The 12728-nt window shown below is 45.8% G+C and carries 10 protein-coding genes; 3 read left to right on the top strand and 7 right to left on the bottom strand.

The features are described from left to right. Positions 1 to 332 precede the first annotated feature (332 nt). Complete coding sequence (locus EXU57_RS15365; protein WP_133269114.1) at positions 333 to 1811, top strand: toll/interleukin-1 receptor domain-containing protein; 1479 nt, start codon at positions 333 to 335, stop codon at positions 1809 to 1811. Beyond that, positions 1808 to 5455, top strand: coding sequence for a WD40 repeat domain-containing protein (locus EXU57_RS15360; protein ID WP_133269113.1), 3648 nt, complete (start codon positions 1808 to 1810; stop codon positions 5453 to 5455). Before EXU57_RS15365 ends, EXU57_RS15360 begins: the two co-directional genes overlap by 4 nt. A 35-nt stretch (positions 5456 to 5490) precedes the next feature. Here EXU57_RS15360 and EXU57_RS15355 read toward each other — a convergent pair whose 3' ends face one another. Continuing rightward, complete coding sequence (locus EXU57_RS15355; protein WP_133269112.1) at positions 5491 to 6135, bottom strand: hypothetical protein; 645 nt, start codon at positions 6133 to 6135, stop codon at positions 5491 to 5493. Between the two features lie 894 nt (positions 6136 to 7029). On the opposite strand from EXU57_RS15355, the gene EXU57_RS15350 reads away from it, so the two are divergent. After that, positions 7030 to 7695: a porin family protein gene (locus EXU57_RS15350; protein ID WP_133269111.1), complete on the top strand. Its 666-nt coding sequence runs from the start codon at positions 7030 to 7032 to the stop codon at positions 7693 to 7695. Between the two features lie 47 nt (positions 7696 to 7742). Here the strand turns inward: EXU57_RS15350 and EXU57_RS15345 are convergent, their stop codons facing one another. The 6 genes from EXU57_RS15345 to ureA all read right to left on the bottom strand — a co-directional run bounded on the left by EXU57_RS15345 (position 7743) and on the right by ureA (position 12535). After that, a complete protein-coding gene (locus EXU57_RS15345) occupies positions 7743 to 8273 on the bottom strand; it encodes a GAF domain-containing protein (RefSeq protein WP_133269110.1) in 531 nt (176 codons plus the stop codon). Between the two features lie 315 nt (positions 8274 to 8588). Then, entirely contained in the window at positions 8589 to 9278 is a 690-nt protein-coding gene (locus EXU57_RS15340) for an urease accessory protein UreF (RefSeq protein WP_133269109.1), read from the bottom strand. Further along, a complete protein-coding gene (locus EXU57_RS15335) occupies positions 9278 to 9775 on the bottom strand; it encodes an urease accessory protein UreE (protein ID WP_133269108.1) in 498 nt (165 codons plus the stop codon). The genes EXU57_RS15340 and EXU57_RS15335 overlap by 1 nt, the downstream gene beginning before the upstream one ends. Before the next feature lie 175 nt (positions 9776 to 9950). After that, a complete protein-coding gene (ureC, locus tag EXU57_RS15330) occupies positions 9951 to 11672 on the bottom strand; it encodes an urease subunit alpha (protein WP_133269107.1) in 1722 nt (573 codons plus the stop codon). 61 nt (positions 11673 to 11733) lie between these two features. Next, entirely contained in the window at positions 11734 to 12096 is a 363-nt protein-coding gene (gene ureB / locus EXU57_RS15325) for an urease subunit beta (protein ID WP_133269106.1), read from the bottom strand. A 136-nt stretch (positions 12097 to 12232) separates the two neighbouring features. Beyond that, complete coding sequence (gene ureA / locus EXU57_RS15320) at positions 12233 to 12535, bottom strand: urease subunit gamma (protein ID WP_133269105.1); 303 nt, start codon at positions 12533 to 12535, stop codon at positions 12233 to 12235. Positions 12536 to 12728 lie beyond the last annotated feature (193 nt).

Below are 12728 nucleotides of genomic sequence, written 5' to 3'. Positions count from 1 at the left end.
GCCACCCGGCTCCGTCATTGCAACAAAGGAAGCAATTTCTTGTTTAAGCATCGTGAACCCCTTTCGTTTTTCAGTTGCCACTGGTCTACTGTTAAGTCTTACCTGGGTTGTTTAGTCTGCAGTGCTTTTACCTTAGCCTTAAAAGTTGTATTTTGTTTATGCACCTGAACAATGTAAATTCAACCTTCATTATCCATTTCGTTTCATTAAGTCTTCACGAACCCTGTAGTTTGCCTATAGAAATGTTTCGGAATAATTGGTTGGGTTAGAAAAAACAACGCTTAGTTAAACGGTATTGGCTCATTGTCTAATTTTTCAAATAAAGCCTCCCGATGGCATATCTCGACAATTTTGATTTTGATATTTTCATTAGTTATTCGCACATAGATAACGAGAGAAAGTCGGGACAGGCACTGGGTTGGATAGAGCAATTCTACAACGACCTTACAGTTTCATTGTGGCAATCGATCGGAACAAAAGATGTAAAAATCTGGTGGGATGATAAGCGGCTTGATGGTGGTGTGATGTTCGACGATGCAATTGCTGACGGCATAAAAAAGTCTGCTATTATCTTATGCCTTAACTCTCCGGCTTACTTAAAGTCGAAATATTGTAAAAAGGAGATGGAGCTTTTTACATCTTCTGCTCAATCGCATCCCCTTGGGCTGAAAGTGGGCAAACACTCCCGGCTGTTTAATGTATTGCTCTATAACCTGCCTTTTACATCCTGGCCTGCCGAGTTAAGCGGTACCACCGGTTTTCCTTTTCATGATGCGGAAGATAAAGACGATCGCGGCCATCCACTCGATCTGCAGACACCACGGTTCCGTCAGCAGTTACAAGACCTGACGGACTCGCTTGTAACCCTATTGGAAGCATTTCCAAAGAAGTCCGAAGAGGTAGAAGAGGATGACACCTTCACCATCTTTTTCGGGGATGTGCCAGACAGCCTTCGTACTATACGTAAGCGTACCATTACGGAGTTGCAAAAATCAGGGTACCGTATCATCAGCGACGTTCCTCCACCTTATGAGGCAGCCGAACACGAAGACGTGGTTAACGATAGAATAGGGCAGTCCGACTTATTGGTTAACCTGTTCGACCAGTTCCCCGGCAGGGAGGTTGATGGCGACGAGATTACCTGGTATCCGCAAAAACAGGGCAAAATTTGCCTGTCATCAGATAAGCCGCAATTAATTTGGGTTCCTGGTGATTTAGACATTTCAGAAATTGAGGAAGAGTCGTACAAAGCCTTCATCACAAAGATTGAAGAAGGCGATTATCCTAAGGAGATTGATTTTATCCGGGGTATAAAAAGTGAGCTTCCCGGGCAGATCATCGGAATGGCAGAACAAATAAAACTCAAAGCAAAACGGCCAGCCTCGGGCAATAAAGTGTCCGTACTTCTTGACACCCATTATAACGATCAATTGTATGCATTAGAACTTTGCAAAAATTTATTGGAGAACGATATTCAGCCCTTTATAAATCCACAGGAAGATGATCCCAAGAAAAACATTAATATTCTTGAGGACCGGATCAGCCAGGTAAATAACCTCGTATTCTTTTATGGCAAAGTGAGTGGCGAATGGGTGTCTGAACGCATGAAGGCTGCCCGGCAATACATTGTAAGTAACGACTACCCTATAGAACAGTTTTACGTTTATATGCTTCCCCCGCGCAAAGACCCGGACGACAAAATGCTACAACAAAGATTTATCAAGGTTAAGGTCCTCAACAACAGCGACAAGCCATCATTGGATTCATTAACCCTTAACCAGTTTTTACAAAACATAAAGGCCGCAGTATGAGTGCAGCCGGGAGCAACCCTTTTGTTGGACTCCGTGCTTTCGAGTCGGACGAAAGCCTGTTGTTTTTTGGCCGGCAGGAACAAACCCGTGACTTGCTCCAGCGTTTGCACGATCACCACTTTGTAGCGGTTATAGGTAGTTCCGGCAGCGGAAAGTCTTCTATCATCAAAGCCGGGCTCATTCCTGCATTAAAAGGCGGTTACCTGGTAAATGACCGGGACCGGTGGATGATCACTACCATGAAGCCTGGGCAGAGTCCGCTGTGTAACCTTGCAGACGCAGTACTTGATACTGCTGGTAATCCCATTGGCATTGATGCTACCGTTCTTGAGCAGCAGGTGAAAGAAGAAGGGGCACAAGCGTTACTCGACATCCTGGAACCGCTCTGGGGCGACAATGCAAATGTTTTCTTACTCATTGATCAGTTTGAGGAACTCTTTCGCTTTTCACTTGATCAACCGGAGGTGGGCCGAAAAGATGAAGCAATTGATTTCGTAAACATCTTACTTGAACTAGCTGCGCATAAGGCACTACCGATCTACACGGTTATTACCATGCGGTCCGATTTTATAGGCGACTGTGCAGCTTTCTATGGCCTTCCCGAAGCAATAAACCAAAGCCAGTACCTTGTACCAAGGCTCACGCGTATACAACTCAAAAGTGCCATTGAAGGGCCGGTACGGTTGAGTGATGGAAAGATCAATCCCGGTCTTTTAACCAGGTTGTTGAATGATGCCCAGGTTGTAAAAGATGAACTTCCCTTGCTCCAGCATGCTCTTATGCGCATTTGGGATCGCGACTATGCGCTTGGCGGCAACCGCGAGCTCGACCTCAAAGATTATGAGAGCATCGGCGGGCTGGAGAACGCCCTGTCGAATCATGCCGACGAAGCGCTTACCGGGATGGAGGATGCGGAACTTCAGCTTACCAAAAGGCTGTTCCAGGCGCTCACCACTGTTGATGAAAATGAACGGAAGGTGCGCCGGCCCATACGGCTCAGCGATCTTGAAGCCGAAACCGGATCAACGAGGAGCGAACTGATAAGTATCATTGAACGGTTTGCTGCAGACGACCGTTCCTTCCTGATTGTTTCGGAGATTAAAGACAAAGACGACCTGCTGTTAGATATCTCTCATGAGAGCCTGATCCGGCAATGGAAAACCCTGAACGAATGGGTCAACGAAGAAACGGAAGCATCGAAGGTCCTGTTGCGCCTCAACGAGTCGGCGGAGTTATACCGGAAAAAACAGAAGAACCTGCTTAGCGATAATGAGCTCCACCAGGCTATGCACTGGCGAAATACATTTCAACCAAAAGCAGCATGGGCCCGGCGGTACCACGCCGATTTTGAATATGCAATAACTTACCTTGAACAAAGTGAACAGGAGGAAAAGCGTGCACGTGTAAGAAAGATCAGGAACCGGGCTGTCTTACTTTCCCTGGTGCTGATCGTTCTGCTTTTTGTAGCTGCGTTTGCCATATATGTGTACCAGGACCGGCTGAGGCAACAACGTGAGCTCGCTTTGAACTACTGGAAAAGCAGCCTGGCTGCACGCAAGTCAAATCAACTGCTTGAGTCACTCCATTACCTGGCAGAGTCTGCCGACATTACCGATGACCCAACAATCAAAAGCGCTCTCTATATTGATGCTGAGGCTTCTTTACCGCAAGCCGTACTTTCCTCAGTGGTAAGCGTAAATGATGTTATCACGGACGTTCAGTTCGATCCGCAGGGTAAGTTTGTCCTCCTTGCACTTAACGATGGTACTGCTCAGATAGTGGACCCTCTTACGGGCGGAACAACAGCAATTCTTCAACATCGCCAGCCGGTAAACAGTGCAGAATTTAGTCGTGACGGAAACCTGATACTGACCGCATCAAATGATCATGACGCTATTCTATGGGACGCCCGAACGCATCAGAAACGCCGGGTTTTCGCGCATCCTGCAGCTGTACTCAGTGGCACCTTTAGCCCTGATGGTACAATGGTACTAACAGCCGGAGCTGATAGTACCATCCGGCTGTTAGATGTTAACAGCGGTAAACAGGTTTTCTTTCTTCAGCAGGATGCGGCAGTGATAGGGGTGTTATTTAGCCCAGGCGGTGAAAGTTTTGCTGCGGTTTCCGCAGATAACCGCGTCAGCGTTTTCGACACACGTTCGCGTAAGCTATCCACCATCATCGAAAACATGGGTGTTCGTGTAGCCGCATTTACGCCAGATGGAAAAAACATAGTTGTCAACAGCAGCGACTCTTCCATCCGGTTTTGTGATGCGCTCAACGGTACAGTACTTAACAGCTACAAACAAGAGGCAATCGTTTCGAACCTCGCCTTTAATAAAAGTGGGGACTGGCTCCTTGCCGGAGGCAAGGATGGGAACATCAGGTTGATCGACCCCGGAACAGGGTTGCAGGTGGGTGCCGTTATGAAGCATGAAGGTCCTGTGTATGGCCTTGCTTTTGCGATTGATGGGAAGCGTATTGCCACTGGTGGTTGGGATAAAAGCTTACGGATATGGCAACTCCTGCCAACCCAACAACGTGCGCAAACGCGAACATTCACACATTCCGGTGTGGTAAAAAGCGGGGTGGTAAGTGCCGACGAAAAGTATGTGTTAACTGCATCTGCTGACTCAACAGCACGGGTTTGGCACCTGGACTCAACTAGTAATCCTCCGGTTGTACTGCAACACAGGGGATTTGTGAATAGTGCAGTTTTTGATAAAACGTCCACATTGATTCTTACCGCGTCAACCGATTCGACCGCAGCCATATGGTCGGTTCAGGGCAAGTTGTTACATCGGCTGCCGCACCAGGCAGCGGTAAACCACGCAGCATTTGGCACCGATAATTCTCGTTTTCTCACCGTTTCAAGAGGTAACCTGGTAAGGGTTTGGGAATATTCAACTGCCGCTGTAAAGTGCATAGACTCGTTTACGCACAACGCTGCTATAAACAGCGCGATGTTGCACCCCGATAAACAAAGCATACTGATCGGTTGTGAAGACAGTGCGGCTTACCGGGTAGATCTTGTGAGCGGCAGAATACTTACTATGTTCAGGCACGACGACCAGGTACGAAGTGCAGTTTTTAGTTCAGATGGAGGATTGGTGCTTACATCCAGTTGGGACATGACAGCCCACATATGGGATGCAACTACGGGCAGACAGGCCGGTCCTTCTATGAAACACCGGGCGGCAGTAAATAGTGCAGTATTCAGTGATGATGAGAAATTTGTGGTTACAAGCGGATGGGACAGGTCGGCTCACCTGTGGAACGTATTAACCCGACAGGAAATCGGGAAGCCTGTTTTACACGAAAAACAGGTAAACAGTGCAATGCTAAGTCCGGGTGGTAAATGGATGATTACCGCCTGTAACAATCGCGCAGAAATCTGGCCCGTGGCGGGCGACCTGGATCTTCCTGCCAGGCTGTTTCATTTGCAGGCAAAAACGACTTCGGGTGTGCGCTTCGATGTAGCTACGGATGAAGCTCAATGTATTCCACCGGATGAGTGGCTTAAACTTTCTGATCAGTACAAGAAAGACGCGGCTCAACATCATAAAGTATGTAAATATCGTGCTTTTAATTTTTGGGGGCGTATACATCCTGAGGTTCCGGCACCGGTGCAGGCAAGCCGGTAACGAGGTAAATTATAGTGCAAACTTTTTTGGAGGAGCTACGACTTCCATTGATCATGTATAACGGCAACAAGGCGGAAATTATGATCATTTTCTTCGAAAACCATTATGAGGCTTTTCCAGTCCATGCCGCCAAATTTTGGATCAATACCTTCAAAGTAATATTGCACAAAATTGCTTTGAGGATACACGGTTTTAATGTTGTTGATTGCTGTATTACCGATGACCTTGTTGACTGTTTTATTTGCGTTGAGAAAGTCGACATCGTATACAAAGCGACCGAAATATTTCGGGAGCGTAAGATTGATGGGGTCACCACTTCCATCATATATACCCCAGTTGCGTGTTTCCTGTTGTTTCGTTAAGGTCAGGAATTCTTCTTTTGAAAATGCCTTCTGCTTATTGGTATCAATATAGCCATAAGTAACAAAACGTACGCCTTTACCGGCGTGTATACCCGCTGCTACCTCCGTAAAGTTTTTGGCCTTCATGGCCTGCAATAAACGTGTTGCTGTTTGCAGCAACATCGTATCCTTTTCCTGCTTTGTATTCAGCATAGTGTCAACCGGAGGTGTTGTACTTAGGGGGGTGTCGGGTCTATTGTTGTTTTGATCAGCTTTGTCCGGTTGTTTCTGATTGCACGCTAGGAGGACTAAAAAAGCTATAGTGGTAAATACTTTCATAATATCGGTAAGTTGAAGTGTACGTTTTTGATATCGTTATCCCAGCAGCGTTGCAATAATAACGCCATGACAGGTATGATCCGGAGGCACGAACAACACCCGGGAGCAAATGTAAACTGAACGTGATTTTACAACCATTGTTTTGGGCTTAGACCTTGTTGGAGCGATCCGAAACATGCGCCTGCCGCGCCGCTGTTTGTAGTAACGAATTGTTGTGCGTTTTGAACGAACATGCTTCATAATGGATGAAGTAAAAAATGATGTTCCTGGCGTTAACTGCAGTAAAATGAATCAGGATATCTTGAAGCCAGCTCAAGAATAAAGCGTCTTTATTTTTCAACATACATGATTTTAAAGTTCACGGTGCTTCGGATTAGCGTAAGCAAGTTTATGGGTTTGCCAGGTTACATGAAGGAAGGAGATATACGACTGCGGGTGATAGGTGATGAAAGCCGTGTGGTCGCAACATTAGCTTACAACAATGCTAACCGGCGCTCGCAGTTCCTCAGATTGGATTAGGCAGAATGCAACAGTAGTCCGACGGAAAAGTTTAAGCGGATTTGTTTTCCAATGTTCAACGTGGATGTTATGGCTTCGAATTAAGGTAAGCACACTCTTCTTCGCGTTGCCAAAAAAGTAGTACCGGTGGTACAACCAGTTTGCTGAGCCGGAATAATCAGTACAAGCATTTTTAGTAACCGGCCACTTTTGTAGCATTCGTATACCGCAACCATTCGCTTATATATACCTTCCAAAAAATGGCGGTGCCATCTTGTTTATAACTCATTAAAACTCATTTGTTGCTTTAACAAAAGCTTAGATAGCAAAGCAAAAAACTGGGCAACAATTTGCTTTTGATCGAACGAACGACCAAAAACCCCCGTTCGCCCTGTTATGAAAAAAACACTTTTATTTTCCATCAGCTTAATTTTCTGCACGATGATATTCGCCCAACAAACAACGTCATTTGGTGTTCGTGCAGGAGCATCTTCAACAGGTATGCGTGGTGATGCAATCAGCAGTTTTAAAAATCTGCTTGACTTTTCAAACGGTATGATTAATCCAACAAATCGAACTGGTTTCTTCGCCGGTGGATATGTAAATATTCCAATTACTGAACAGTTTTTAATTGAACCGGCGATTTACTATTCTCAAAAAGGATATGTACTAAATGGGTCGTTCAATGTTAAAGGAATGAGCTTCCTGGGTGCAAATGCAAAGGCGCGTTTAAATACGCAATACATCGACTTGCCTGTTGTAATAAAAACAAATTTCAATGGCTTTCAATTATTCGCGGGACCTCAAATTTCTTATTTGTTGAACGCTGACCTTCGTGCAACAGCCGGTGTTTTTGGTATTAATTTATTGAATACTAAAATCGATGCCAGTCCTCAATTCAATCGCTGGGATGCTGCCCTCACCGGTGGTATAGGTTATGAGTTTGCTAATGGATTCAACATTAACGCTGCTTACGATTATGGCTTTTCAAGAGTAGATGCAAGCAGAACCATGAACTCTTATAACCACGCCATTAAAGTTGGGCTTGGTATGAAGTTCTGATGATTATTGCGCCGGTATATAATAAGCAAAATGGATTTATCTAATCGTTAGCGAACCTCTGTCATATTTTCCTGCTGATCTTCCAGGGCCTTAAAATTTAAGCACCCTTCCATTCGTTCCATCGCAAGAGCAGCAAGCTTTTGAAGGCAACTGATTTGGAAAGCATCGAGTTGTTGGGGTTGATTGTTTGCGACACATAAACTCCCGATGTGAAATCCATCTGGTGTGGTAAGCGGGGCCCCGGCGTAGAACCTCACCCCAAACGTTCCGGCAAACAAACCGTTCGGATCAATTCTATTGTCGAGCAGGGTGTCTTCAATTACGAGTACACTGTCTTGCGCAATGGTGAATTTGCAAAAGGACTCTTCGCGTGTGGAGGAGTGCCAATCAATGCCTTTTTTTACTTTGAAGTATTGGGTGGTATCGTCAATTAAGGTGATTAAGGCAACCGGGGTTCCACATACATCAGATGCAACTTCAATCAAATCTTCCAGGTCGTGTTGATGTGAGGTATCAATAAGTTTGTATTTGTGTACAGCTTTTATTCTTGAAACTTCCAGTTCGGCTTCGTTATCCATCGACAGCAGGTATTTTAAAGGTATTTTTTAATCAACATCATATTTTCCATAAAGTTCATCAAATGATCGTGTTATTCTTCCTTAATTTAATTCATTTTTCCGCTGCTGCAAAATAGTAATATATTTTTTTTGGAGAGTTTTTTAACGCACGCCAGATCAACTCATTTACAGTATTTGATTTTGAGTAAACTGTTTGAAACTGCCCCAATTTACCAGGTTTCTTAAAAGGCAATAAGCGTCCGCAGTGCTTATGCAAGATGAACTGGTTGAGCGCTGGATTGTACTAATTTCGTGGAGGTAGTTGGCTTGAATAGCTTAGGACATATATAGTCTGGAATACAATTGTTCGTGTTGCATGGAAGCAAGGTCGAAACCCGGGCAACAGCGTCCGAGGTAAGCAGGATTAGGTGTGAGTGTTTGGTCAACAAGCGAAGTTATCAACGGAAATAGTCCAACCAATAACTCCTGCCCCTGTTGCTGCCCCAGTGGTACCAGTTTTACGCAATTCGTGGTAAAGGCCGATGCTGCACTATAGTAGAAGCCTGTAAGCATATCGTTTTTAGTTAACCCAAGTCCGTGTGCGATTAAACCAAAAGCAAGGCAGTAATGACCGAAGAGTGTGCCGTTTGATGATGCTTTCCAATAGCTGGAGAATGGTTTCGTGCTAATCATACCGGCAAATATTTTCATAAGCCGGGTACCCGTTTTTTGACTTGCGATCCGCATTTCCATCGCGAGCTTAACGGCTGTGCAAATATCGTCCAACTCATGTATCTTTCTTGCGTCATCTTCTTTAGCAGCGGTCCAGGCAAGTGAAGCAAAGGCGGCATCATTATTCCTGAAGTTTTCCGACAATTGTTGTTCAATAAACGCCTGTGCCGTTTCTTTATTGTTTACCGTTCCCGCCTGAACATAGGTTTCCAAACCTGCCGAATGGGAGAAACTTCCAACAGGGATTGCAGGATCACACAGGTGTAACAAGTGAAGTAGTTCGGGGCTAAACATCAGCTATTGGTTAGTTGTACGATTCTGCTAAACAGCGATCCCGAACCCGAATGCATATGCGGCAATACAGAGGTGTTTATTGTACTCAGCAGCTTCCTCTTTTCAACTTTAACGGCATAACCAGAAGCTTTCATCAGCCGGTGCAGGGGTGCTTCGTAAGGAACCAGTAGTTCGTTCGCTTCATAAAAGAGCGGCAGGTGCTTATTGCCGATCTCATAACAAATCGCAGCAGCATCAAGGATGGATGTTGGCGTTAACACGATGACCTCGCAAGGGATGATTTCAACCGCAATTAATAATGACTCGTCCTCAAACAAAATATCCCCTTGCTGCAATCGTGGGCTCTCTTTTAGAAATTTAAGTCTTACCGGTTGACCCATTTGGGTTTGCTTATGCAGGATGCGTTTATTGCACTCATACCATTCCAGAGGCAGGTAGTCCACCCGGCCCATTTCCCCGCCAGCTAGTTGTTTACCCGGTAGTTGTGTGATCAGCATAATGTTTGACTTTTCTGGCCTTGCTAAATTGATTGGTGGTTACTAAATCTATGTGGTTTAGTGAAGCAAGCGGCTTAACTCATCGAAATTGAGTCTTCAATTTCTACCCTGCTCAGTGCGCGCGAATATTGACTCGTATATCTTTTTCTATCTATTCTGAATAATTGCTTCAGCATTAGAATAGAAAGTATCGTTGCGCTAACGAAACTACTTCGAGCGGTTCACAGGTAATATGTTCACCATCCACTCGCACTTCGTAGGTTTCAGGGTTAACGTCAATTTGCGGGGTTTTATCATTATGAACGAGGTCGGATTTGGAAACATTTCGACAGTTTTCGACTGCGACCACTTTTTTCTCCAGACCATAGGAATTGATGCGCCCGTTTTCAATGGCGATCTTCGAAACAAACGTAATACAGGTGTTGAGTACCGCTTTGCCATACGCCCCAAACATGTGCCGGTAAATTACTGGCTGGGGGGTGGGTATGGATGCATTTGGATCGCCCATTCTAGCGCCGATGATCATACCCCCTTTAATGATTATTTCGGGCTTTGCACCAAACAATGCGGGTTTCCATAAGACCAGGTCGGCAAACTTTCCTGGCTCAAGGGAGCCCACGTGTTTCGATATGCCATGTGTTATTGCCGGGTTGATGGTATATTTTGCCACATACCTTTTGACCCTGAAGTTATCGTTACCCTTGCTTTCGTCTTCCAGCAATGGTCCGCGTTGTTTCTTCATTTTGTCGGCGGTTTGCCAGGTACGGGTAATTACTTCGGCAACCCTGCCCATGGCCTGGCTATCCGAGCTCATCATGCTAAATACCCCCAAATCGTGCAGGATGTCTTCGGCGGCGATTGTTTCCGGCCTGATCCGGCTGTCGGCAAAAGCCACATCCTCGGGTACCGTTTTATCAAGATGATGACATACCATCAGCATGTCGAGGTGTTCGTCTATGGTGTTGATGGTATATGGCCGTGTAGGATTGGTTGAAGATGGCAGCACATTCTGGTATTGGGCAGCTTTGATGATGTCGGGTGCATGCCCGCCACCAGCTCCTTCGGTGTGGTAGGTATGGATGACCCTTCCTGCTATTGCTGCCATCGTATCCTCAAGAAATCCCGTTTCGTTTAGTGTATCGGTATGTATTGCAACTTGTACATCCAGGGCGTCGGCAACCTTTAGCGACGCGTCGATCACAGCAGGGGTGGCGCCCCAGTCTTCGTGGATCTTAAGCCCGATGGCACCTGCTTCAATTTGCTCCGTTAACGGTGCCGTCGTTGCACAGTTTCCTTTACCCAGAAATCCAAGGTTCATCGGGAATGCTTCAGCTGCTTCCAGCATTTTTTGAATGTTCCATGCACCTGGCGTTACCGTAGTTGCATTGGTGCCATCAGCCGGCCCGGTACCGCCGCCAAACATGGTTGTGATGCCACTGAAAAGCGCGTGGTCGATTAATTGAGGACAAATGAAGTGGATATGTGTATCGATCCCACCTGCCGTAGCAATTAGTCCCGCCCCACCATGAACTTCTGTAGACGCACCTATTACCATATTGTCATGAATGCCGTCCATGGTATCGGGATTACCCGCTTTTCCAATCCCAATGATATGACCATCTTTAATCGCAATATCGGCTTTAACAATGCCCCAATGATCTATGATCATCACACTTGTAATCACCAGGTCGGGTACACCCTCGTCGCGGGTGCGGGTTGCTGATTGTGCCATACCATCCCGGATGGTTTTACCCCCACCAAACTTTGCTTCGTCGCCGTAAACAGTATAGTCTTTTTCGATTTCAATAAAGAGTTCGGTATCACCAAGCCGCACCTTATCGCCGGTTGTTGGCCCATACATGTTTGCGTACTTGAAACGGTTTATCTCGAGGCTCATTCGCTTAAGTTAGAGTTGAAGTATTACTGATCGGCAAACAAAAAATGTATTTGAATTTGTGTTATGGCAAAAAGTTGCGCTCGGCAAGGCGTTGTAAGGCGTCCTTTTTGTTTTGTGTGCCTGTTTCTCCATTCACCAGGTTGTGAAAACCATGTACCTGTTTCAGACCGCCATATTCAACAAGCTCCACTTCCTTTTCTTCTCCCGGCTCGAAGCGTACAGCTGTTCCTGCAGCAATGTTTAGCCGCTTCCCGAATGCTGGTTCCCGATCAAAACGGAGGTAGCGATTTACTTCGAAGAAATGAAAGTGAGAACCTACCTGTACCGGCCTGTCGCCGGTGTTGGAAACTATTATTTTGCAGGTGGCCCGCCCCTGGTTACACAAGATATTGCCTTGTGCTAAGATGTATTCTCCGGGTATCATGGATTTGTTATTTGTTAATGGCTGCTTTGGCAGTAATCGCGGTAAAAAGTAGATATGAAAATTTGTAAGTCGAAAACGGGGCGGTGCCCTAAACAGATTTTGCTGAAGAATAAAAGCAAATCCCTCAGGTCAAGCATCAACGGATCGGTTCGTGTACCGTAACCAGTTTCGTTCCATCGGGAAAGGTTGCTTCGATTTGAACCTCGTGAATCATCTCAGGGATGCCTTCCATTACATCGTGGCGGGCCAGGATAGTGGCGCCATATTGCATCAGTTCAGCAACGGTTTTTCCATCACGGGCAGCTTCCTGCAGCCTGCTGCTGATTAAGGCAATCGCTTCGGGATAGTTAAGCTTTAGTCCGCGTGCTTTCCGTTTTTCTGCCAGTTCCCCTGCCAGGAACAAAAGCAGTTTCTCCGACTCTCGAGGGGTTAGATGCATGTACGAATTTTAGCGATAAGTAGGCAGGCAATCGTGGTGTCAAATGTAGAAATAAAAATTTGAATAGGGGAAGTTCGACAGTAGTGTTTGCAAGGACCCGGCATAGGAACGGATAGTTATCATACGATTTACTTAAGCAGCGTGTCAATTGATTTGCTCATTACCGGGCAAATTAAGCCAGCAAGGCGCATAA

It is taken from the genome of Segetibacter sp. 3557_3, from assembly GCF_004354985.1.
In the GTDB taxonomy this organism is placed as follows: Bacteria; Bacteroidota; Bacteroidia; order Chitinophagales; family Chitinophagaceae; genus Segetibacter.
The sequence above is the reverse complement of the archived record's forward strand: the minus strand, read 5'-3'. Positions and strand labels throughout refer to the sequence as shown.